This is a genomic window from Sorangium sp. So ce1153, assembly GCF_051521595.1.
Classification (GTDB): Bacteria; Myxococcota_A; Polyangia; order Polyangiales; family Polyangiaceae; genus Sorangium.
Map to the genome: position 1 here is coordinate 12,527,900 of NZ_CP150361.1, position 21,686 is coordinate 12,549,585.

At 72.2% G+C, this 21,686-nt stretch carries 20 protein-coding genes; 5 read left to right on the forward strand and 15 right to left on the reverse strand.

Annotated elements, in window-relative coordinates:
• Positions 1-34: 34 nt before the first annotated feature.
• The gene (locus WME85_RS45570; protein WP_437830634.1) at positions 35-337 is read left to right on the forward strand and encodes a hypothetical protein; all 303 of its coding nucleotides are present in this window, start codon (positions 35-37) and stop codon (positions 335-337) included.
• A 99-nt stretch (positions 338-436) separates the two neighbouring features.
• Here the strand turns inward: WME85_RS45570 and WME85_RS45575 are convergent, their stop codons facing one another.
• From WME85_RS45575 to WME85_RS45590, 4 genes are all read right to left on the reverse strand, one after another.
• Positions 437-1,351, reverse strand: a complete 915-nt coding sequence (locus WME85_RS45575; protein ID WP_437830636.1) for a hypothetical protein — start codon at positions 1,349-1,351, stop codon at positions 437-439.
• 201 nt (positions 1,352-1,552) lie between these two features.
• Positions 1,553-2,932 (reverse strand): GH1 family beta-glucosidase, encoded by a 1,380-nt coding sequence (locus WME85_RS45580; RefSeq protein ID WP_437305345.1) that lies wholly within the window; start codon positions 2,930-2,932, stop codon positions 1,553-1,555.
• Between the two features lie 46 nt (positions 2,933-2,978).
• The gene (locus WME85_RS45585) at positions 2,979-3,182 is read right to left on the reverse strand and encodes a CopZ family metallochaperone (RefSeq protein ID WP_436620227.1); all 204 of its coding nucleotides are present in this window, start codon (positions 3,180-3,182) and stop codon (positions 2,979-2,981) included.
• 51 nt (positions 3,183-3,233) lie between these two features.
• Positions 3,234-4,328: a hypothetical protein gene (locus WME85_RS45590; RefSeq protein WP_437830639.1), complete on the reverse strand. Its 1,095-nt coding sequence runs from the start codon at positions 4,326-4,328 to the stop codon at positions 3,234-3,236.
• A 287-nt stretch (positions 4,329-4,615) separates the two neighbouring features.
• Between WME85_RS45590 and WME85_RS45595 the strand changes: the two genes are divergently transcribed.
• Entirely contained in the window at positions 4,616-5,410 is a 795-nt protein-coding gene (locus WME85_RS45595; RefSeq protein WP_437830641.1) for a helix-turn-helix domain-containing protein, read from the forward strand.
• A 14-nt stretch (positions 5,411-5,424) separates the two neighbouring features.
• On the forward strand, positions 5,425-5,853 hold the full coding sequence (locus WME85_RS45600; protein WP_437830643.1) for a membrane spanning transport protein: 429 nt from the start codon (positions 5,425-5,427) through the stop codon (positions 5,851-5,853).
• A gap of 395 nt (positions 5,854-6,248) precedes the next feature.
• On the opposite strand, the gene WME85_RS45605 is transcribed toward WME85_RS45600, so the two are convergent.
• A complete protein-coding gene (locus WME85_RS45605) occupies positions 6,249-6,635 on the reverse strand; it encodes a nuclear transport factor 2 family protein (RefSeq protein WP_437830645.1) in 387 nt (128 codons plus the stop codon).
• A gap of 144 nt (positions 6,636-6,779) precedes the next feature.
• Positions 6,780-8,006, reverse strand: coding sequence for an ROK family protein (locus WME85_RS45610; protein ID WP_437830647.1), 1,227 nt, complete (start codon positions 8,004-8,006; stop codon positions 6,780-6,782).
• Between the two features lie 946 nt (positions 8,007-8,952).
• On the opposite strand from WME85_RS45610, the gene WME85_RS45615 reads away from it, so the two are divergent.
• On the forward strand, positions 8,953-9,939 hold the full coding sequence (locus WME85_RS45615; RefSeq protein WP_437830649.1) for a Kazal-type serine protease inhibitor family protein: 987 nt from the start codon (positions 8,953-8,955) through the stop codon (positions 9,937-9,939).
• Positions 9,940-10,272: 333 nt separating this feature from the next.
• Complete coding sequence (locus tag WME85_RS45620; protein ID WP_437830651.1) at positions 10,273-10,686, forward strand: hypothetical protein; 414 nt, start codon at positions 10,273-10,275, stop codon at positions 10,684-10,686.
• Positions 10,687-10,778: 92 nt separating this feature from the next.
• Here WME85_RS45620 and WME85_RS45625 read toward each other — a convergent pair whose 3' ends face one another.
• From WME85_RS45625 to WME85_RS45665, 9 genes are all read right to left on the reverse strand, one after another.
• Positions 10,779-11,771, reverse strand: a complete 993-nt coding sequence (locus tag WME85_RS45625; RefSeq protein ID WP_437830653.1) for an NAD-dependent epimerase/dehydratase family protein — start codon at positions 11,769-11,771, stop codon at positions 10,779-10,781.
• A 39-nt stretch (positions 11,772-11,810) separates the two neighbouring features.
• Complete coding sequence (locus WME85_RS45630; protein ID WP_437830655.1) at positions 11,811-12,029, reverse strand: hypothetical protein; 219 nt, start codon at positions 12,027-12,029, stop codon at positions 11,811-11,813.
• 348 nt (positions 12,030-12,377) lie between these two features.
• Positions 12,378-13,295 (reverse strand): metallophosphoesterase, encoded by a 918-nt coding sequence (locus WME85_RS45635; protein ID WP_437830658.1) that lies wholly within the window; start codon positions 13,293-13,295, stop codon positions 12,378-12,380.
• 282 nt (positions 13,296-13,577) lie between these two features.
• Positions 13,578-14,690, reverse strand: a complete 1,113-nt coding sequence (locus WME85_RS45640; RefSeq protein WP_437830661.1) for an alpha-hydroxy acid oxidase — start codon at positions 14,688-14,690, stop codon at positions 13,578-13,580.
• A gap of 229 nt (positions 14,691-14,919) precedes the next feature.
• On the reverse strand, positions 14,920-15,927 hold the full coding sequence (locus WME85_RS45645; RefSeq protein ID WP_437830665.1) for an expansin EXLX1 family cellulose-binding protein: 1,008 nt from the start codon (positions 15,925-15,927) through the stop codon (positions 14,920-14,922).
• A gap of 306 nt (positions 15,928-16,233) precedes the next feature.
• Positions 16,234-17,052: a Uma2 family endonuclease gene (locus WME85_RS45650; protein WP_437830668.1), complete on the reverse strand. Its 819-nt coding sequence runs from the start codon at positions 17,050-17,052 to the stop codon at positions 16,234-16,236.
• Positions 17,053-17,155: 103 nt separating this feature from the next.
• Positions 17,156-18,577, reverse strand: coding sequence for a hypothetical protein (locus tag WME85_RS45655; protein ID WP_437830670.1), 1,422 nt, complete (start codon positions 18,575-18,577; stop codon positions 17,156-17,158).
• 54 nt (positions 18,578-18,631) lie between these two features.
• The gene (locus tag WME85_RS45660) at positions 18,632-20,059 is read right to left on the reverse strand and encodes a hypothetical protein (protein ID WP_437830673.1); all 1,428 of its coding nucleotides are present in this window, start codon (positions 20,057-20,059) and stop codon (positions 18,632-18,634) included.
• Entirely contained in the window at positions 20,056-21,597 is a 1,542-nt protein-coding gene (locus tag WME85_RS45665) for a YncE family protein (protein ID WP_437830676.1), read from the reverse strand. Before WME85_RS45665 ends, WME85_RS45660 begins: the two co-directional genes overlap by 4 nt.
• Positions 21,598-21,686: the final 89 nt, after the last annotated feature.

A 21,686-nucleotide genomic window follows, 5' to 3' on the forward strand; every position in this document is an offset into this window, starting at 1 on the left:
GGCGCGCCGGACGACGAACGACGAAGGACGAGGAATGAGCGACAAGACGAATGAGGACATCTATCGGGCTTACCTGCTGGCGTACTCGTGCAACGGCGACGCCTCGAAGGTCGCGGTGCTCCAGGACGCACGCCCGCTGACCTCGGCGGTCGCCGCCGCGTTCGCCCTGGCGGAGCGCGATCGCCAGGCAGGCGAGCCGCCGGACACGTGGGATTCGCTCACCGAGCGCCTGCAGGCCATGTTCGACGATTTCGATCCGCACGGGTACGACCTGGCGAGCGGGGACGACGAGCCGCTCGACGACGAGGAAGACGGCGACGAGCCGATCGCCTCCTGAGCCGGCCGAGGCGCTCGCCCGCGGCGCGGGCCGGCGGCGCGCGCCGCCGCCGCGGCTCCCGGCCCGGCGCGTCCACTCGCGCGGCCGCGCGGCCGCGCCTCACGCCTCGTTCGCGCTGTAGTCGGCGAAGACGACCAGGATCACGTACTGCGCCCAGGCCGCGCCCTTCGGCCGGTGGTGGGTGACGCCGATGTCGAGGTGCAGCGCCCGCTGGCGCAGCAGCTCGGGCGGGAGCTCCAGCGCGTCGAGCGACGTCGTCTCGATGGCGAAGCCGCGCATGCTGCTTCCGTACTGCGCGACCGCCCGCGACATGACCGCCTCGAGCGCGGAGCTCGTGTCCGACTCGCCCACGTGCACGAGGCGGAGCTCTTCCCCCATCGCCTCGCCGACGTCCGAGAGGCGCAGCGGAGCCGCCAGGCCCATCCGGCGGCGCGCGTCGATGACGCGGGAGAGCAGCAGGTTCACGTCCGCGGCGTGGTCGCTGCCGTGGTGGAAGCGGTACCCGGTCACCACCGCCCCGAGCCCGTCTGGGCCGCGCGTCAGGAGCGGACCGAGCGCCACCTGCTCGATGTCGGGCGCGAAGAGCGTCATCCGGCCGACCGGCATCTCCAGCGCGGCCGTGAGCCAGTGGCCAGCGTCCAGCCCGCGCGGCGAGAAGCTCGAGACGAAGCTGCCGCTCCGGATCGTCCCGTCGACCTCCCAGCCCGCGAGCAGCCCGAGCGCGATGACGTCCGTCTCCGGCCGCTCGCCCTCGCCGAGCGCCGCCGCGAAGTAGTGCGGCGCGAGCCGCGCGGCGGTGGCGGACTCGCGCGCCGCGAGCGCGACAGGGCGGAGCCCGACCTCCGCGCGCGCGCGGTTCAGCTGCTCGAGCACCGCGCGCGTGAACTGCTCGGCGCTCGCCACCGGCCGCGACGCGGCGTACGCCTCGTCCTGGTACACGGGCGCCTCGCCGGCGCGCCGGGCGAGCACCTGGGCGAACGGCGTCGCGAGCACGCGCTTCGGCGCCGTGTACATGAGCTGGATCCACGCGCTGCGATCGGCCGGGTCGGGGCGGCAGGAGTGCCTTGAACCATCCGGAATGGAGCGGGGCGCGACATGGACACGGAGAGCGAGGCTATCACTGGCGTCGGCCGCCGGACGAAGCGCCCAGCAGCTCTGCGTCGCCGCGCGACGGCGCTGTCCGTCCTCGACCTCGCCCCCGCCCCCGCGGCCGGCTCACCCGCCGAGGGTCGCGCCGTTCGAGGCGATGACCTCGCGGTACCAGTGCGCCGAGTCCTTGAGCACGCGCTTGCCGGTGGGATAGTCGACGAAGACGAGGCCAAAGCGGTGCTTGTAGCCATGGGCCCACTCGAAGTTGTCCAGGATGGACCAGTGGAAATACCCGTTCACGGCCGCGCCCTCGGCGATCGCCCGGCGGAGCTCGATCAGGTGGCGCGCCATGAAGTCGATGCGCTGAGGATCGTGCACCTTGCCGTCGAGCGAGATCCAGTCCCGGGTGGACAGGCCGTTCTCGGTGATCACGATGGGGCGCTTGTACCGCTCGTAAAAGAACCTGGGACCCCAGTAGAGACACTCGGGCGTGACGGACCACTCGAAGGCGGTGATCGGGTGTCCCACCGGGTGCGGCACGACCTCGGCGGCGCCGTTCGCCCCGGCGCGCACCGGGACTCCCCAGTAGACATTCACGCCGCAGAAGTCGACCGGCTGCGCGATGATCTCCATGTCGCCGCTCCGGACCTCGGGCAGCTCCTTCTCGAACAGGCGGAGCCCGTCCTCGGGGTACTTGCCGAAGAACACGGGATCCATCCACCACGTGTTGGTCCACGTCGTGCGCGCGTTCACCGCCCACGTGGCCGCGCGCGCGGCCTCCAGGTCCTCGGGTGACGAGCTCGCGGGGTATTTCACCTGCGCGACCGGCGCATAATAGACGTTGCACTTGCCGGGGCTCGACGAGCGGATCGCCTGCACCGACTTGCCGTGCGCGAGCAGGACATGGTGGCACAGCCGCAGGACCTCCGCGAAGCGCAGCCGGTCGCCGGGCGCGTGGCGGCCCTCGTAGTGGCCGGCGCCCGCGAACACCTGCGGCTCGTTGAGCGTCATCCAGTCCTTCACCCGGTCGCCGAGCTTCCGGACCACGACGCTCGTGTACTCGGCGAACCAGTCCGCGCTGTCGCGGTTCAGCCACCCGCCCTTGTGGTAGAGCGCGAGCGGGAAGTCCCAGTGGAACAGCGTGGCATGAGGCTCGACGCCCGCCTCGAGCAGCGCGTCGACGAGCCGGTCGTAGAACGCGAGCCCGCGCTCGTTGACGGCGCCCGTGCCCTCCGGCAGGACGCGCGGCCACGAGATGCTGAGTCGGTAGGCGCGGAGGCCGATGTCGCGCATGAGGCCGACGTCCTCCTGATACCGGTGGTAGTGGTCGCAGGCGACATCGCCCGTCTGGCCGTTCCACACCGCGTCCGGCTTCCTGCAGAACATGTCCCACACGGACGGCCCCTTGCCGTCCTCGGACGCGGCGCCCTCGATCTGGTACGACGCCGCCGCGGCGCCCCAGAGGAACCCTTCCGGAAAACCCTTCCCGCTCTGTTCTCGCGTCATGGTGGCCGCCACCATACCAAAGGCGGCCGACCTCCGCACCGCGGCGTCAGCCGGCGTCGCGCGCCTCGTACCCGGCCTCGGCCACGGCGGCGACGAGCGCTTCGGCCGCCGCGCTCCCCTCGACGATCGCCTCTCCGCGCTCGAGGCTCACCTCGCTCACCCGCGTCACGCCGGGGACCTTCGCGAGCGCCTTCGAGACCGCCTGGACGCAGTGACCGCAGGTCATTCCTTCGATGGCGAGTCTGCGCATCTCGCCCCTATGCCCCCTCGACGCGGCAGCGTCAACGACACCCGGTCGTCGTTACCGCGGGCACGCCGTGCACGCCGGCCCGCCGCAGTCCACGTCGAGCTCGCCGCCGTTCCGCACCCCGTCGATGCACGTGGGCTCCTCGCACACGGCCGCCCAGCAGACGCCGGCCTCGCAGTCCGCGCCCGTCGCGCAGCCCTCGCCCGGCGGGCAGGGCGACCACGGACCGCCGCAGTCGACGCCGGTCTCGGACCCGTTGCGCACGCCGTCGGAATTGGTCGGGCTCTGGCACGTCATCGGGCTCCCGAGGCACACGCCGGAGATGCAGTCCTGCGGGGCGGCGCACCGCGATCCGTCCTCGCACGGCCGCCTGCAGATGCCGCCGCAGTCGACGTCGGCCTCGTCCGTGTCGCGCCGCAGGTTGATGCAGTGGCTCGGCGCGCAGAAGCCCCCGCCGTGCTGCGCGCCCACGGTCGGGACACAGATGCGGCGAGACCCGCACTGGTCGTCCTCGACGATGCAGTCGAACGGGTGCGACTCGTAGCAGATCTGGTCGACCGCATAGAGCGCCATGAGGCTGATGCCGTTGTCGAAAGGCACGTTGACAGGCCTGCTCTCCGCCGAGCAGACATCGGACGTGCACAGGTTGCCGTCGTTGTAGATGTCGGCCGGATCCGCCGTCACCACGACCTCGCCCGCCTGCGTGCACTCGAGCTGCGCGCAGTCGCCCCGCACCTGCGAGGGCAGCGGGCCCGGGTAGATGTCCACCTGGCACACCCTTTCCACGCACCGCCCCGCGCCGCAGCGGGGGTCCGGCGGGCCGGCGCACTTCGCGTCGTTGTCGCACGCCGTCCCCGCCGTCCCCGGCGCGCAGCTGAACCAGCCCTCCTGGCACTCGCTGCAGGGACGGCAGGCGAGGAAGCAGTCAGGGGCCGTGTCTTCGGGCTCACAGCACAGCGTGTGGCCCTCCTGGACGCAGGTGCACACCCCGTCCGCGCACTCCGTGCCGGGCGCGTACTGGGTGTCCGACTCGCAGTCGGCCGTCGACTCGCAGCTCCCCCCGAGGTGGCTCGGACGCTCACACGAAGAAATCGCCACGACGATGAGAAATATCGAACCGACAATACAATGCTTAAGATAACTGTCCATGCGTCCAGTCCTCCGGCACGAGGCGATGGCGCCAACATCCCGGCGGCCCCAATCCGCCGTGATGTCGCTTCCAACTGGCGTCGATCCTACCCGGACCCGGCGCGGGTCTGCCAGCCTTGACGACAGTTTTCGTTACTTTTCGTCAATGGAGGATCGAGGCACCGACGTGCTCGCGTGATGGTTACGCGTGCGCGCCTCGTCTCGTTGCCGATTCAGGTGCTCGCGGGCGCGTCACCGCTGCTGAGGATCGCTTGCGCCGCCTGCGTCCGAGTGGTTCGCTCTCGGCCGTGACGGCTCGCGAGCACACAGCGCTGGTTGGCGGCGGCGGCGTGCACGTCGTCGAGGGCGCCGGGGCGGCGCGCCGCCATGCGCTCCACCTGGTGAAGCTGGTGGTGCCCGTCGACGGCCCTCTCGAGGTCGAGCGCGAGGGCGAGCGGCCCATCGCGGTGCGCGCGCCCGTGCTCACCGGCGCTGGCGTCGCGCACGCGGTCGGCTCGCCCGGCGCGACGGTGACGGCCTTCCTGCCGCCCGACGGGCTCGGCGCCGGCGCGCAGGCGGCCGCGCGCGGGCGGGTGGTCGTGCTCGAGGGGGCGCAGGCCGAGCGGGTGCGCGGCGCGGCGCTCGACGCGCTCCGCGGCCGCTTCGATCATGCCGCCGCGCGCGAGCTCATGACCGCCTGCGCCCGCGCCTTCGCGCCGGGCGGCGCGTCGCGCCCGCGCCTGCAGATCGACCGCCGCGTGCTGCGCGCCATGCGCCGCCTCGCGGAGCACGCCCCGGACCGCCCCCCGCTGGGCCCGCTGGCCGCCGCGGAGGGCCTGTCTCGCTCGCGGCTCTCCCACCTGTTCCACGACGCCTTCGGCCACCCGCTGCGCGACTACGTGACCTTCCTGCGCGTCATGTCGGCCGTCCGCGCGCTCGTGGCCGGCATCGCGCCGGCGCGGGCGGCGCTCGCCGGCGGCTTCCACGATCAGGCGCACCTGGCGCGCGCGATCGTCGCCACGCTGGGTCGCACGCCGGGCGCCATCGCCCGCAGCCACTTCGTACAAGAGCCGGCCGCGTCCGTGCGCAGGGTGGTCCCCTGAACCCAGGAGGACCCATGCCCCCTCGCGCTGTCGACGCCACCCGCATCGCCCTCGGCCTCATCGTCCTGCTCGGCGGCATCAACGGATTCGTGCGCATCGTGCCCGTGCCCGAGCCGCTCCATCCGTTCACGCAGCTGCTCGTCGACAGCGGCTACGTCCATGCCGTCAAGGCCGTGGAGCTAACCGCTGCCGTCCTGCTCCTCCTCGACCGCCGCCGCCCTCTCGCGCTGGCGCTGCTCTGGCCGGTCGTGGTGAACATCGCCCTGTTCCACCTGCTGCTCGACCACCGCGCCGGCGTCAACGCGGTGATCCTGCTCGGCCTCCTCGGCGCTCTCACCTGGCACGACCGCCGCGCCTTCGCGCCGCTCTTCGCCGAGGGGCGCGCCGGCTCCACCTCCGCCGTCGGCGGCGCGGCGGGCGGGGAGCGCGCTTCTCCTGCGTAGCGGCGCTCGGGGCGGCGGTGGGCGGGATGAAGACATGAAGAGAAGAAGAACCGCCAAGACGCCAAGAGGAGACAGGGATAGAGAGAAAAAGAATCTATATACCTCTCTCCTGGTGTCCTTGGCGCTCTTGGCGGTTCAATTCTCTCTCGTTCTGAAGAGCACAGAACCACAGAGGCCACCGCGAGAGAGCGCCGGCTCCCTCTCTTCCGCCGTGCAGCGACCTAGAGCGACAAACGGGTTGAAACCACGAGAAAAAGCAGGAATTTCACAGGGAGGCGGGGAGGCGGGGAGGCGGGGAGCGAGAGACGGCAAGAGAAAGAACTTCATTTTTTTCTTCCTCCCCGCCTCCCCGCCTCCCTGTGAAAAATTCTTCGGGTTTCAACGTGATCGGTGTTCTAGCCTATCGCGTCCCAGATGACCCTGGTGTCGGCGAACTGCCGGAACCGCCGGACCTTGCCTTCCTCGATGTCATAGACGTGCGCGGCGGCCGAGGTGAACGACCTGCCCGTCTTCCTGTGGACGCCCTCGTAGCGCCCCAGGACGATCACCGAGCGGCTCGCGTCCAGAACCTCCTCGACGGCGAAGCGCCACGTGGACCACTCGCCCCCGAACGCCTCGAAGACGTCGGTCACCACCGCCTGGACACCCCGGTGACTCTTCCCGTTCGGAAACCCCTCGTTCTGGATCCACTCGATGTCAGGCGCGCACACGCTCCGGAAGGACTCGTAATCTTTCTCCCGGACAGCCCGGTACAGCCGCTCGATCAGCTCGACGTTGCTCATGAGCCCACCGGATAGCGCGCCCCCGCGCCGCGGGCGAGCCCCGGGGTCGCCCGCTCCCCGGCGCCGGGTTGGGAAAGTCTCTTGACAAAGGCTCCCTTTTGCGTTTGCGCACGCGGCCGCGCGGGAGAGGCGCGCGGCGGGCGGCTACGGCGCGCTGTCCTGGAGCACGCCGTCGGGCACGAGCCGGAACGAGCGCACCGCGCCCTCGCGCGCGAGCAGGACCGCGCCGAGCAGGCCGGCCTCGCTGCCGAGCGGAGAGGCGACGACCGGCACCTCGCCGGCGCGCACCGCGTGGCGCGGCAGCTCCTCGCGCACGCCGGCGAGGAGGACCTCCGGCGCGGCGAGCAGCTCGCCGCCCAGCACGACGAGCTGCGGGTTGAGCAGGTTCAGGAGGAACGCGATGCCGCGCGCGAGCTGCCTGCCGGCCTCGTGGAAGACCGCGCGGGCGCTCGCGTCGCCGGCGAGCGCCGCGCTCCCGATGGCGGCGACCGCGTGCGGCCTGGGGAGCGCGGCGAGCAGGTCCGACTGCGCGGCCGCAGCCTCGGAGGCGCGCCGGAGCGCCATGACCGAGGTGAACGTCTCCAGGCAGCCGCGGCGCCCGCAGCCGCAGGGCGGGCCGTCGTCGGCGACGCGGCAGTGGCCGATCTCGCCGCTGTAGCCCTGCATCCCGAAGAACAGGCGCCCATCGACGACGAGACCCGCGCCGACGCCGAGCCCGACATAAACCCACGCGTACGACGCGTGCCCCCGCGCCTCGCCGAGCTGCCCCTCCGCCACCGCCGCCGCCTGAGGCAGGTTGTACACAGGCACCTGCATGCGGAGCGCGCGGCTGAGCTCCGCGCGCAGCGGGAACCGCTCCCAGCCCAGGTTGGGCGCGAGCACGCAGACGCCGCTCGGCCGCTCGACGAGCCCCGGTAGGATGGCGCACGCGCCGCGCAGCCGCTTTCGCGGCACCCCGGCGAGCTGCAACACCTTCGGCACGAGCTCGACCACGTCGCGGACAGTCCGGTGCGGATCGCGCTGGACGGCCGGGTGCTCCAGCCGCGCCCGCAGCCGCCCGCGCGCGTCCGCCACCGCGACGGCCGTCTGTTCGACGCCGAGCTCGATGCCGAGGTACGCCGCGCTCTCGTCGTTGAACTCGAGGAGCCGCGCCGGGCGACCGCCGCGCGACTCGGTCCCGACATCGCGGACGCTGCCGCTCTCCAGGAGCTCCTCGATTATCGCCGAGACCGTCGGCTTGGTCAGCCCGCTCAGCCGCGCGAGGTTGGTGCGGGAGATCGGGCCGTGCTCCTGAACGAGATCGAGCACGAGGGAGCGGTTCAGCTCCCGAGGGGTGCGGTTGTTGGCGGTCTTGTCGGTGGGACGGACCATTCGAGCAGATCAAGACTTAGCCGCGCCCGCGCAGCGAAAGCAAGGGGCGTCGCCATGCGGCTGTCACGAACGCCCGCGTCCCCGAGCGCGCGCCTCTGCCCTTCCCCTCTGTTCTGTCTGTTCTGTCTGGCCTGCGTGGCATGGCCTGGCTTGGCCTGGCTTGGCCTGGCCGCGCGCGGCGCCGTGCGCGACTGCGCTCCACCCGCCCGCTCCGGGCGAGCGACCGAGCGCTTATGTCAACATCACAAGGGCTGAGCCGAGGACGACCACGCCTCGGCCGGCGGCCCTTCGAGGTCTTCCGCGTAGCAAACTGCCCCGCACAGAGGGATGCGGTCGTACGGTGAGCGCCCCTGTGTGGCGGAACGCCTCAGTGCCGCGTGTGATGTGGGAACAGGGTGTGCGCGCTGCCTTCTCGCCACCGGAGCCCCGCCCCGGCGTGAAAAATACGCCATGACCGCCGCGCTCCTCGCTGCCCGGCGCCGGAGAGAGGGCGGCGAGCGGGCTCATCGCTCTTCGCGGGGAACGCTGATTGCAACCGCATGAAGGAGCAGATGTCGAGTCGATGAGAGCTGATCACGTGGATGCACGTGGATGAATGAGGAGAGCGATCGTCAAGGCGCTGGAGTGTGGACATATCGACGCACTACCACCCCAGGTCGAGCGAGAGCTCGGCGGTATGGAGGACACAGCGATATCGCAAAGAGACGCAGGGCTCATGGCCGCTGCGCCGCGAGGGCGGCTCGCACCGCGCTCTCCGGCGGTGATTGACGGGCCCGCCATCGGGTCCTAGCAACCGGCTGGCCTGGTGGTTGACGGTCGGCTGACGGTTGGCTGACCGACGCAGCTCGCCCTCCGGCAGCGCGTTGCCCTGTTCGCGCGCGATTCGCATTTCCGAGGAGACGCCCGGAGCGCTGGGCCCGTCTCTTCACGAGGAGTTTTCACGATCATGAAGATGGCGGATGTTCTGGGTGCTGTTCTCGCTATGACGCTCGCCGGCTGCACGGCATCATCGGACAATGCCGAGGTCGGAGATCCAGAGGAGACAGGGACAGTCGAAGACACGCTCACGCTGAGGGACGTGGCGGCTGTCCCGGCGTATTTCGATCACGAGAACCGCTTCACGGTGGACCGCGGCGACGCTGTCTACGCGCACTTCACGAGCCATCCGGGCAGGACGATCACGCTCGACCTGCGCGCGATCGCCGGGGCCAGGGATGCCGCGGTCGCCTTCAAGCTCTACGAGGTCACGAGCGACGGGAAGCTGCGGCAGCTCCCGCCGATCAGGGGCACCCGGGCGGCCTCGGCGACGTGGCGGAGCCAGGGCACGGGGGCGTACGTCGTGCAGATCGCCGCTCCGCGCGCCGTCGCCGAGCTCGAGCTCCGCCTCTCCTGCGCCGGCGGGGTCTGCTCGCCCGTCGCGCAGCCCGGCGCCATGTGCGGGGGCATCGCGGGCATCCGCTGTGCGGAGGGCCTGTACTGCGACTTCGCTCCCGAGGCGAACTGCGGCGCTTACGACAGGAGCGGTACGTGCGAGTTCGTGCCCGAGGCGTGCACGCAGGACTACGATCCGGTCTGCGGCTGCGACGGCCGGACGTACGGCAACGACTGCGTCGCGGCGATGGCCGGCGTCTCCGTGAAGAGCCTCGGGGAGTGCGGCCCCACGGTGGTGGGGCTCGACGAGAGCTGCGGCGGCTTCACCCTGGGAGGGCCGCGCGTGTGCGGAGAGGGGCTCTACTGCAAGTACGCGCCCGACGCGATCTGCGGGCGCGCGGACGCGTCCGGCCTCTGCGCGGAGAAGCCCGAGGTCTGCACGAAGGAGCTCGCGCCCGTGTGCGGCTGCGATGGCCAGACGTACTCGAACGCCTGCGTCGCGGCCGCGAGCGGGATCTCGGTGGATCAGCGGGGCTCGTGCGCGAGCCCGCCTGTCGAGTGAGGGACATCGGCCCGCCTTGCTCTCCATCGGTCCCGCGCCCCGCGCCCCGCGTGCCTGACATCGCCCCTCCGGGCTCTCCGCGCGCCGCGGCGCGGCCGCCTCTGGCCGCGTCCGGCGGCGCTCCCCCTCGGGCGCGCGCTGTTCCATCGCTCCTCTGCCCGCAACACCAGCGCTACAGCGCGGGGAGAAACCTGCAGTGCGCCCTGCCGCCGCGCCAGCCGGTCGCGATCGTCACAGGACGCTCGCTTCCGCGGATCGCGTCGCGTAACCTGGGGTGCGGCGCTCCACGTCGACCTCCTGGACCTCCGGGCGGCGTGAGGCGCGGAGGACGACATGCACGACTCGCCACTTCCCGTCGATGTCCGCCATGAATCCGAGCGGGGCAGCGTCGAGATAGCCTATCCAGGCCGCCACGTCATCTACTACCGCCTCGCGGGGCACATCGACGCTCCGCTCCTCGTCAACCTCGTCAAGCCCACGTTGCAGGGCGTGGCGCTCCACGGGCACATCGACGAGTTCGTCGATTGCACGCGCGTGACCGGCTATGACTCGGTCGTTCGCGTCCGGCTCGTCGAGTACCTCCGGGCCGTGCGGGCGAGCGCGTCGGTGACCGAGCACGTGCTCGTCGCGGCCACGGTCGTGACCATGGGGGCCTGGCTCATGAAGATCGCGGTCGGCGGGATCGAGATCTACCGCGATCGCGCCAGGTTCGAGGCGGCGCTCGGCCGGGCGCTGCACGCGAGCTGACGCTCCGAACTGGCACGTTCGTGGTAGGGTCGATGATGTCGATGATGAAGGTGTCGTGACCTACACCGTACCGCCGGCCGTCGTCTCGTTCGTCAGCCGGGGTACCACGTGACCCGCGGATCGTTTGGCGCGCGCACGTAGTCGAAGGCGGCGTCCGCGAGTCGCGCCAGGTTGTACTGCGGCCGCCAGTCGAGCAGGAATTTGGCCTTCGTGTTGTCCAGCCAGGTCGAATGGTACGGCGTCTTCACCCGCACGCTCGGCAGGCCCCGGGTGGTCTCCAGGTAAGACGCCAGCTCGCCGTAGTCCACCGGCTCATCCATGCAGATGTTGAAGGTCTGCTGCCGCGCCTTCTCGTGATCGATCGCCTTGAGGATCGCGGCGACCAGATCCTCCACATGCACGAAGTTACGCTTCACCGGCTTGCCGCCAGGGTCGAGCATCACCGGGACGGCGCCTGAGCGGACGTAACGCTCTGCCGCCTCGGCCCCGACCAGGTCGCGCCACCTCGGCCCCCCGAACACGTCGTCCCCGAACGACAGCTGGGCCTTGAAGTCGTCCTTCTCCATGATCCACGGCGCGCGCAGGCAGCATCCGTTCATCCCGTACTGGAGGTAGTACTGCTCGAGCATGACCTCCTCGAGCACCTTGGAGAGCGCATAACACCCCGGGTAGGCGCTGTGCTTCTGCGCCTCCGTGACGGGGGTGGGGTGCGGATAGACGAAGTGGCCCATCCCGGCGTCGCCCCCGATCAGGATGAATTGCTCGAACGCAGGGCTGGCGCGGCACGCTTCGAGCAGCCAGAACATGCCTTTGATGGCCACGTCCATGATGCTCTCGGGCGTCTCCTTGCTGGTCGCCAGGTGCAGCACGTGGCTCACGCCCTCCACGGCCTCCCTGGCCACGGCGCTGTGCTCGATCGACCCGCGTACGACGTCCAGGCGCGCCGTCCGCTCCAGCACGCGGTTGTGACATAGCGCGCGGACCTTCCAGTCCTCGAACCTGGGCTCCGACAGGAACCTGCGGATGAAGGCCTGGCCTACCTTGCCTGCCGCCCCGGTGACCAGAATTCTCTTTGTCTCACTCATTCCATCGCTCCTCGCTCTTGCCCGCCAAGATAGCAGCGTTCACCGCGGGCCGCTGACCGGCCATGCGCCGGAGAATGTCTCGGAGCCGAAGAAGGCGACGCTCTCGTCAGGCAACGAGCGTCCGCCCATGTCGACCTTCTCCATCTCCTGCAGGAGGTAGAGGTGCTGCTTCGAGTACCAGCTGGAAATGAGCTCGCACTCGGCCGGCCTGGAGCCGGCAATGTGCTCGTAGAAAGGGTGGCGCTCGGTCAGCGACACGACCGACCGTTACTTCATGACCGTCTCCTGGATGCATGACGGCCCATCCGGAGCGAAGCAAGAGCGTGACTGCCGGCCGGCATTGTGAACGTTCACATATCCGGTGTCAACTTCGATCGACCAGCCCGCCGCTCAGCCAGCGAGGGATGCGCTTCTGTGGGCGTTCACAATCACGCCCGGCCAGCGCGCTCGCGTGCTGAGGCGCGGCGCGCCCTCCAGCTCGTCTCCGTGCTCGCGCGCTCAGCGTCGGCGGACCACTCGGCACGACCCCCGCGCCGCAAGGGACGACCTCGGGCGCCGCAGCGCTACGGCTCTCCGCCGCGAGGGACGACCTCGGGCGCCGCAGCGCTACGGCTCTCCGCCGCCGGCGCTCCCCTGGCTTCGCCGGACCGCCAGCGCCCGCCGCTCGCGGTTCCTCGCCACGCGCGCCGCCCGGCTCGCCAGGAGCTCCGGCGACGGCTTGCGCCCCTGGTGCGGCACCTGCTCGGCGTGGTGCTCGTCGAACGACCCTGGCTCGCTGCCGAGCTCGAAGATCGCGACCTCGCGCTGGCCGCGCTCGCCGAGCCGCAGCGGCATCACCGCCGCGCCGATCCCCGCGCCCACGTAGACCGCACCCTGGCCGGGCTCTGCCCGCTTGCGCGTGCCGTAGAGCCCGTGGATGTACCGGTGCCCGGCGATCTTGCCGATCGAGAGCTCGTTCAGGCGCGCGACGGTGACCTGGCCCGCGTGCGTGTGGCCCGAGAGCACCAGCGGGATGCCGTGCCGCCAGAGCCCGTCCGCCTCCTCGGCGATGTGCGAGAGGCCCAGCGTCGGCAGATCGCGCCGCATCCCCTTCACCGCCTTCTCGCGCGACGCGTGGCCGGTGTAGGCGTCGTCGAGCCCCACCACCTGGAGCCGCTCATGGCCCAGCGTGATGACCGTGTTCGCGTTGCAGAGCACCGCGGCGCCTCCCCGCTCGAGCGCGCGCTTCACCGCGTCGGCGCCAGACCAGTGATCGTGATTCCCCAGCACGGCGATCACCGGCGCCTCGAAGCCGCGCACCACCTCTTCCAGCTGATCGAGGTAGAGCTGGCTGTGGCACACGAAGTCGCCCGTGAGCACCACCAGATCGGGCCGCTGCTCGTTCGTCAGCGCCACGGCCGCGCGCTGGACCCGCACCGACGTCACCCGGCCGACGTGCTGATCGGTCAGGTGGGCAATGCGCAGCGAGGACACCTGGTCGAGGTAAGCAGCCGGCCCCGCGAAGCGCCGGAGGCGAATCCCCATGGTCGGGTCCGCCAGCCCCGGCCCCGATACCTCCCCTGAGGGCCCAGCGTCCCGCCGGAAGAGCCCCCGCCACCGCTCCCTCGCAGGTACAGCGCTGTTCACAGCTGGCGAGTCTACGGGCGAGGTCGAATGGCCGCCACCTTTTCTTTCGTCGAAGACGCGTTCATCCCGGGAACATTCCGGGAAGCGCAGCAATCCAGCGGGAGTTTGCGTGTGACAGCGCGTGTGACCGCACCAACCTTGGAAAACTCCGCGCTCGTGCGACTCAGGTATCCATTTACGTTACGTGGGCCTGGCGTGCCGGGCCCACCGGACGAGGTCGCGATCGATGGATGCCAGGGTAGGACAGCCCGCGAGCGCCATGGCGATCGAGAGCTCATCGCGCAGGGCCGCGAGCACGCGCGCCACCCCCTCGCCGCCGAGCGCGGCGAGTCCCCACAGGACTGGCCGCCCGACCAGCACCGCGCGGGCGCCGAGCGCGAGCGCCTTCAGCACGTCCGTACCCCACCGGACACCGCCGTCCATCAGCACCGGACACCGCCCGGCGACCGCGTCGGCGACGGCGGGGAGGACCTCGATCGTCGCGGGTGAGCCGTCGAGCTGCCGCGCGCCGTGGTTGGAGACGATGACGCCGGCCGCGCCGGAGCCGAGCGCGCGGACCGCGTCGTCCGGCCGGACGATGCCCTTGAGCAGGATGGGCAGCCGCGTCAGCGAGCCGAGCCACTCGACATCACGCCAGGTCAGGGAGGCGTCGTGTCGCGACGCGACGTAGGCCGCGAGCAGCGAGCCCCTCTCCGCGGCCGGCACGCCCGCCGTGGCGTCGAGGAGGTTCGCCATCACGAGCCCCTCGGGCAGCGCGAAGCCGTTGCGCACGTCCGCGATCCGGCGGCCGAGGAGCGGTGTGTCGACGGTGAGCATCAGCGCGCGATAGCCCGCGGCCTCGGCCCGCTCGACCAGAGAGCGCGTGAGGCCGCGGTCCTTGTGGACGTAGAGCTGGAACCACTTCGGCCCTGGCGACGCCTCGGCGACCGCCTCGAGGCTCGTCGTCGAGAGCGTGGAGAGCGTGAAGATGGTCCCGAGCTCCGAGGTCGCCCGCGAGGAGGCGAGCTCGCCGTCGGGGTGCGCGAGGCGCTGATAGGCCGTGGGCGCCACGAGGACGGGGAATGGCACCGTCGTGCCGAGAACGGTCGTGCTCATGTCGCGCTCGGCCACGTCGACGAGCACGCGGTAGTGGATCTCGAGGCGGCGGAAGGCGCGGCGGTTCTCCCGGAGCGTCCGGCCCTCGTCGGCCCCCGATCGGTAGTAGTCGTAGGCCATCCTGGACAGGCGAGCGCGAGCGGCGCGCTCGAAGTCGTCGATGGTGAGCAGCGACGGGGCGGGGCGAGGGTCTTGCACGGCGTTCTCCTGGAGAGCCCGGCGATACGTCCTGACCGCGGGCGGCGGCCATCCTACCAGCTGAGATGGCGGCCAGCTGGCGCGGCAGGCGCGCTCGGCTGCGGTGGGACGAGGCGCTGCCCCGCGGCCGAGCGGCCCCGGCGCGCGCCCCCGGGAGAGGCGCGCTGGCGGGCGGTCAGCGGCAGGCGGGCGGTCAGTGGCAGGCGGGGAGCTGAGCGCTGGCGGGCGGTCAGTGGCAGGCGGGGAGCTGAGCGCTGGCGGGCTGGTCTCCGGCCTTGAGGTCCAGCATCGCTTCCAGGGTGGAGCCGTTGATGTCGGTGACGCGGACATGGTACGGCGCAGCCCCCATGTTCCCGTCGCCGACAACGAAGTAGTTGTACGACTGACGCGTGGCCGTCTGCCAGGTGCCGTTGATCTCGACCTCCAGCTTCTCGATCGGGTGCGCGTGCCCCTCGACGATGATCTCGTTCCAGTAGCGGTTCGTCGGGTCCTTGAGGCGGAAGGTGAGGGGGCTGGTCGTCGGGCACGGGATGTAGCGCCAGGAGATCTTCCCCCCGGCGCCGCCGTGGGTGGTCCCCACATACCCCTCGCGCTCCTCGCCGACCTTGAGAAAGGCGTTCTTGCTGAGGTCGATGTGGCCCGCCGTGCACTTCGGGTTCGTGGCGATCGGGCACTGGTCCACGACCATGGCCTGCACGCTCCGCCCGTCGTCCCGCGTGACCTCCACGCACGCGCCGCACATGGCCGCGGAGTTGTAGTCCGCGGTGTTCATGGCGGCGAAGTACTGGCCCCCGCCGAACGGGACGTGCGCGACGATGTCCGGGTTCCTCCCCGTGATCTGGTAGCTGCAGTTCACCTCGGTCGAGCCCATGTCGAGCGTGTAGAAGGTGACGGAGCCGTCCGCGTACTCCGCGGGATAGCCGCAGCTCGCGGAAGCGCCGCCCGCGCCGGTGGTGGTGGTGGTGGCGGCCGCGGTGGTGGCGCCGGTCGTGCTGCCGGGCTCGCCGGTGCTCGTCGAGGTCGCGCCGGTCGTCGTGGAGCTGCCCGGGCCGGCGCCCGTGCCCGTCGCGGTGACCCCGCCGCCGCCGGCGCCGCCCTGGCCGCCGGTGGCGGTCGAGGCGCTCTCCGTCCCACCGCCGGAGTCGCCGCTGCCGTCGTCGCCACAGCCAGCAACGCCGAGGGCGATCAGCGATACGAGGGGCCATAAAATGCCCGTGGGCACGTAATCTAGCTTCATCTCGGCTCCTTAAGATTTACGACAGGAGTGGATCGTGGATCCACGGGGCTGGCTTACGCCAGGAGGGGGAGTGACGCAACCGCCTCGGCGCGCTGTCGTGCCCTGAGACAAGGGCCCTGGCGCACATCGCGGGACAGGGAGGGGGCGTGGATCGATCGGATTCATGTGCTCGACCGAACCGGGAGCGCGGGAGTCTCCACCGGCGGGGACACGCGCACGCCCGGAGGGAGCAGGCGATTTGCCGCGTGTCCGCTCGACTCGACTCCATACGAGAGCGAGTGAGCGAGTGAGCGAGCGGGCGCGAGCCTACGGCCAGCGGCGCTCGCGCTTGAGGCGCTCGCGCAGGGCGAGCAGCTCCGCTTCCTTCATGGCGCCGAGCGCCGCCTCACGCTCGGGGGAGAGCTCGATGGCGAGCAGCTCGCACAGGTCCCGGAGACCGGTGCGCAGGCCCTCTTCGCGCCCCGACGCCTGGACCGCTGCCAGGCTCTCGTACCCCTTGCGCTGGAGCAGGTTGCGCAGGGTCACCTCGTGCGCCGCCTCGCGATCGTAGAGCGCCTCGACGGGCACCGCGTTCTTGAGCACGCCCGGCGCCTCCAGCGCGTCGCCCGGGTATGCCACCCGCGCCGGACTCAGCGCGGGCTGCCGCCGAGCGCGCCCGCCAGATGGCGAGCGCGCCGGGGACGGCTCCTCACGAGCGGCCAGGCCCGCGCCCGCCTCGTACACCTCGACCCGCCGCGCGCCGCTCAGCCGGACAACCCAGATCCAGCGCGTGCCGGCCGCGAGGAGCTCGACGATCTTGCGCTGCAGCTCTCCCTCGTCTTGCCCCGTATCCGCGTACTCCACGGCGAGCGACGGCGCCGCGCTCGCCCAGCCGGGCTTGTCATGCACGTTCCCTACCGAGATGTCCGGCGCCCGGAGCATGTCCGGGCGCACGGAGACGCCCACATCCACACCGGCAGACTCGACCGCTGGATCGGTGTCCAGCACGGAGCCGCCCACCAGGTTGCCGCGCCCGCCGCGCTCCCCGGTCGGCAAGCACGCGACCAGCTCTCCTTCCGAGAGCTCGTAGGGATCGCCCGGTCGGATCTTGTCGGCCGTGAGGGGAGAACGTGGCGGCGCGCTCATGGGGTATCTTCTCATACCTCCTTGTTCCGGGTAGGCCGGCGCGTCGATCTCGGTTTCTGCAGGACGCGGGGACGAGCACCGAGAGCTGCCCTGAGCGCGGCCTTCACGGGCCCAGGGCGCGCTGCTCGACGAAGGTGCCAGCGCTGGTCGTGTACGCCAGCCAGAGCGAGCCGTCGCGGTCCGCCTCGATCGCCACGTGCTTGAACGATTTACCCTCCACGGCGAGGCAGCGCGCCTGAAACCGCCCTTCGCCGTCGAGCTGCCCGATCTCGAGCGCGTGCCGCGCCCCGGGCTCGCGCGCGATCGGCCGGACCCGGGCCACGTGGATCGGCGTGACGCCCTGCGTGGCCGCGATCGGCGCGGGGCTGAGGCCGTTCGGATAAAGCGACCAGACCGCCGGCATGTCGTCGCGCGGCGCATCGTCGATGCGGATCGCCGCCATGCCGAACGCCGAGATGTCCTTCGCCGCCGGGAGGAGCACGTACGCGGGCCCGTCGGCCCCGCGCGCGAGCGCGCCGCCCATCCGCGACTCGCCCGCGTCTCCGACGAAGAGCACCGCGTCAGGCCCGAGCTCGAGCTTCCCCCCCGCCGTGAGCCCCAGCGTGCGGGCGTGCACCGGCGTGAGCGCCGACCGCGCGTCGATGTACATCGCGAGCGCTCCCCCCTTCCACGGCGACAGGGCGACGAACGTCGCGCCGCTGCCCTCCGCGGAGAGCGGCACGGCAGGCCCATCGTCGAGCACCGCGAAGGCCTGGGTGACGGCCCCCTCGCTCGTCTTCCGATCCGACAGAAAGGCGAGGAGCGTGCGCCCGCCGGGCAGCGAGACGGCGGAGATCGGCGTGCCCCGCCGCCCGGCGCCGAGGGGCGGCGCCGCCCCGCCAGCCAGCGGCGTCCTCCGGATCGTGCCGCCTTGATCCATGCAGAACACGAACCCGGAGGCCACCTCGCACGCCGGCCAGGACGCGCGCGCCGGCTCGGCGCTGCCCGCCCCGGCGTCGAGCAAGGCGCTGCCCGTCCCGGCGTCGGGCGAGGACTCCTGGCGCGGCGAGAGCGGCCCGAGGAGCGCGCCAAACGCCGGCGTGACGTGCTGCGCCACGCCGTCGCGGTTGAAGATCACCCGGAGATCCGCGCGCGCCGCGTCGTCCGGGGCCCACAGCAGGGCCGGGCCCCGGAGCGACAGCGCGAGGGGGCCCCGGCGGAGCTTGCAGCCCGCGTCCGGCGCCGCGGCCGTGACCGCCGCGTCCGCGGCGGCGTCGGGCGCTGCGGCGTCCGGTGCCGCCGCGGACGCGTCCGGAGCAGCGGCCGCGTCCGCCGCCGCCCCCGCATCCAGCGCCGCCACGCTCGCCGCCGCCGTCGCGCTCACGGTCGCGGCCGGGGCAGGCGCGACGGAGGACGCCGGCGCGGCCGCGTCGGCGCCGGGGGCCGGCGCTGGCCCGGCGTCAGGGGCGCCGGAGCCGCCGCGGCAGGCGGCGAACGCCGCCAGCGCGAGGAGACAGGCACGGAGACGCGAGGAGCTCACGACCATGGCCCGACGCCGATCAGCGCCAGGATGTTCCCCGTGCGCATGCGCTACCGCCGCCTATTGCTGCTCGAGCACCGTGATGGAGCGGTCCCAGTACGAGGCGACCACCGCCCGCGCGCCGTCCTTCGAGACCGCCACGGCGCACGCGCCCTTGCCCGTGGGCAGCGACGCGACGACCCGCGGCGGGTCGCCCGCGATGACCGCGACGCCGCTGCCGGCCGGCGGCCACTGGGCCCCGCCGAGCGCAACGAAGAGCGTCCTCCGGTCGGGCGACGTCACCCCCGTCCGCGGCTCGCCGCGGAGCGGCAGCGTGCTCTTCACCGCCATCGTCGAGAGCTCGATGACGCTCGCGGTCCGCCCCTCGGCGTTGAGCGTGATGCCGTACCGGTCCTCGTCGAGCAGGAAGCCGGCGGTCGGCCCGACGCCGACAGGCGCCTTCCTCGTCTCGGTCACCCCGGCGACGCTCAGCAAGATCGCCGTGTTCGACAGCCGATCCGGGAAGAACACGGCGCCCCCGTCCCTGGTGATGTCGCCCTCGCGCGGCTCGCGCCCGACCGCGATGCTCCGCCGCGTCGCGCCGAACGGCGACTCGCTCGGGTCGAACAGGTCGATCCAGGCGCCCGCCGGCCGGCCCGCGTGCGTGAGCGCGCCGAGCGCCGCGATGTACGGGCGCCCCTCGGCCTGCACCAGGAACAGCTGCCCCGTCGCGTGCGGCAGCGTGATGTTCGAGAGCCGCACCCCCGTCGGCAGCTCGAACTTCGTCACGCGCTTCGTGTCCGTCGTCGCCGCGACCACCGTCCTGCCGTCCGGCAACGCCACGATGTCGCCAGGGGTCCGGCCGACGTCGAGCAGGACCGGATCGCGGTCCCACGCGGTCGTGTCCATCACCGGGATCCGCGCGGCGTCCTCGTGCCGCAGCACCGCGACGTACCGGTCGAACAGGAGCCGGATGTGGTCGCCCTGCGCCGGCATCGACGCCTTGTGGATCAGCTCGCCGCTCTGGATCGTGTACTCGCGCAGCGAGGCGTCGTCGGCGCTGACGTAGATCGACGTGCCGCTCGGGTTGAAGACGACGTCGAGCGGATGGACGTCGCCGATCCGGAACTCGCGGGCGCGCCAGCGGCCCTTCGCGTCGGCGGACGGCGGCGGCGGCGCGGCCTCCGGGCTGTCCGGGCCGAACGCCGCGGGGTTCGGCGCGTCGTCGGCCACGCCGGACGGCGGCGCGGCGCCCTCCGGCGTGAGCGCCGTGAGCGGCGGGGCCTCGCCGACGGGCGACTTCAGGCTGGTCACGGTGGCGATGATCACGGCCGCGACGCCGCTCGCCACCGACACGGCGGCCCGCGCCAGGCGCGGCTCGCGGCCCGAGAGCGACGCGGAAGACCCGCGGGGACGCTCGCCGAGCCACGCCTTGCAGGCGCGGCACTTGCGCGCGCCCTCGACGATCCGGGCGCCGCAGGTCGGGCACGGGACGCGTCGCTCGCTCATTGCAGCACCCATGCGACCTTGGCGCGATCGCCGAGCGCGAGCGCCGAGCCGCCGTCGGGGGCGAGCCGGATCCGCGTCGGCTCGCCGCCGAGCGGATGCACCGTCGCCGCGTAGCTCTTCAGATCGACGAGCGCCACCGAGCCGGCCGCGTCGCCGCTCAGCGCGACGACCGCCTGCGCGCCGTCGGGCGCGACGGCCATGTCGAGCGCGCGGCCGGGGAACGTGACGGCCCGGATCAGCTCGCGCTTCGACAGGTCGAAGACCTGGAGCGCGCGCCCCTCGTTGCACCGCACGACGGCGCGCCTGTCGCTCCGGACGAGCTCGATCTGCTCCGGCTCGCGGCACGTCGTGATGCGCGCCTCCTGCCGCACCGCGCCCGACGGCAGCCAGGTGAGCGGCACCAGCGTGTTCTCGGCCCGGAGGGCGACGAAGCCCACCGAGCCGTCCGGGCTCATCAGCGCGCTGGCCGGGTTGCCCACCATCGAGGTGCGCACGCGATCCTGCTCGGAGCCGAGCCGGCTCGGGTCGAACGGATACGCGACACCACCCGACGCCGGCTCGCGCTGGCCGGGCAGCGGGAGCTGGCCGGTCGTCGTGATCGCCCGGGTGCCGCTGTCGTCGACCGCCACCGGGCCCACGGCGTCGTCGCCGAACTGGATGCGCTCGATCTCGGCGTGGTACTCGGTCGCGAGGATCGCCACCGCGTGCGCCGCCGGCAGCGAGGCGAGCGCGCGCCGCCCCGAGGCGCCGACGACCACATCGCCCACGGCCTCGCCGAGCTCGATCGTCTTGAGCAGCCGCGTCGTGGCGGCGTCGATCACGTAGATGCGCGAGGGCGCCGTCGCGTAGACGACCTCGCCCACGCGGTAGAGGCGCCGCACGTTGGGCGCCTCGGTGACGAGGCTCAGCGCCTCGCCGGTCCTGGAGCTGCGCACCTCCAGGCCGGCGTGCAGCGCGACGGCGAAGCGGTCGCGGTCGAGCGGGAGCGCGTCGAAGGCGTCCTTGGGGAGCGAGAAGGGCCCGGTGATCGTGGGCGCGTCGACCAGGTGGCCGACGTTGTTCGGGCGCTGCCAGACACAGCGGCCGAGCTGGCACGCCTCGCCGCTCCAGCACGGCGCCCCGCACACGGGGGCCGGGGGAGGGACCGGCGACGCGGCCCGCGACGGAGAGAACCGGCCGGGCGCCAGGTAGCGCAGCGCCCCGCCGGTGCTGATGAGCGCGAGGATCGCGCCCAGGGTGACGAGCGGGCGCCAGTGCAGGGAGAGCCAGCTCGCGTCCGGGGGGGCGTCAGGGACCGAGGGGGCGCGCACCGACCTCTTCGGCGCGTCGGTCGGCTCGCGGCACTCGGGGCAGAGGGCGACGCCGGCGGTGATGCGCTCGAGACAGACAGGGCAAATCGCCTCACTGGCGCTGGGCGGCCGGGTCGACGGCGCCTCCGTCCACTCCGGCGATGGGCTCGCCTCGGCGGCGTGGCGGGCCTCCCGCGCGTCAGCGGCGCTGGAGCCAGGCTCGATATCGCTCCCCGTCTCGTGGTCCACTGCGCACCTGCGTCTCTCCGTGAGCGGTCCTCGCGTACTCCGAGCGTGCCCGGATGTCGAGCCCCTCGTGCCGGAGCGCGGCGGCGACG

Excerpts from the sequence above, each read along its gene's own strand:
- WME85_RS45580 (WP_437305345.1), bottom strand. The coding sequence starts at position 2,932 with ATGACGCGAGAACAGAGCGGGAAGGGTTTTCCGGAAGGGTTCCTCTGG.
- WME85_RS45650 (WP_437830668.1), bottom strand. The coding sequence starts at position 17,052 with ATGAGCGCGCCGCCACGTTCTCCCCTCACGGCCGACAAGATCCGACCG.
- WME85_RS45625 (WP_437830653.1), bottom strand. The coding sequence starts at position 11,771 with ATGAGTGAGACAAAGAGAATTCTGGTCACCGGGGCGGCAGGCAAGGTA.
- WME85_RS45620 (WP_437830651.1), top strand. The coding sequence starts at position 10,273 with ATGCACGACTCGCCACTTCCCGTCGATGTCCGCCATGAATCCGAGCGG.
- WME85_RS45655 (WP_437830670.1), bottom strand. The coding sequence starts at position 18,577 with ATGGTCGTGAGCTCCTCGCGTCTCCGTGCCTGTCTCCTCGCGCTGGCG.
- WME85_RS45635 (WP_437830658.1), bottom strand. The coding sequence starts at position 13,295 with ATGGGGATTCGCCTCCGGCGCTTCGCGGGGCCGGCTGCTTACCTCGAC.
- WME85_RS45615 (WP_437830649.1), top strand. The coding sequence starts at position 8,953 with ATGAAGATGGCGGATGTTCTGGGTGCTGTTCTCGCTATGACGCTCGCC.
- WME85_RS45605 (WP_437830645.1), bottom strand. The coding sequence starts at position 6,635 with ATGAGCAACGTCGAGCTGATCGAGCGGCTGTACCGGGCTGTCCGGGAG.
- WME85_RS45575 (WP_437830636.1), bottom strand. The coding sequence starts at position 1,351 with ATGTACACGGCGCCGAAGCGCGTGCTCGCGACGCCGTTCGCCCAGGTG.
- WME85_RS45610 (WP_437830647.1), bottom strand. The coding sequence starts at position 8,006 with ATGGTCCGTCCCACCGACAAGACCGCCAACAACCGCACCCCTCGGGAG.
- WME85_RS45590 (WP_437830639.1), bottom strand. The coding sequence starts at position 4,328 with ATGGACAGTTATCTTAAGCATTGTATTGTCGGTTCGATATTTCTCATC.
- WME85_RS45570 (WP_437830634.1), top strand. The coding sequence starts at position 35 with ATGAGCGACAAGACGAATGAGGACATCTATCGGGCTTACCTGCTGGCG.
- WME85_RS45645 (WP_437830665.1), bottom strand. The coding sequence starts at position 15,927 with ATGAAGCTAGATTACGTGCCCACGGGCATTTTATGGCCCCTCGTATCG.
- WME85_RS45585 (WP_436620227.1), bottom strand. The coding sequence starts at position 3,182 with ATGCGCAGACTCGCCATCGAAGGAATGACCTGCGGTCACTGCGTCCAG.
- WME85_RS45600 (WP_437830643.1), top strand. The coding sequence starts at position 5,425 with ATGCCCCCTCGCGCTGTCGACGCCACCCGCATCGCCCTCGGCCTCATC.
- WME85_RS45660 (WP_437830673.1), bottom strand. The coding sequence starts at position 20,059 with ATGAGCGAGCGACGCGTCCCGTGCCCGACCTGCGGCGCCCGGATCGTC.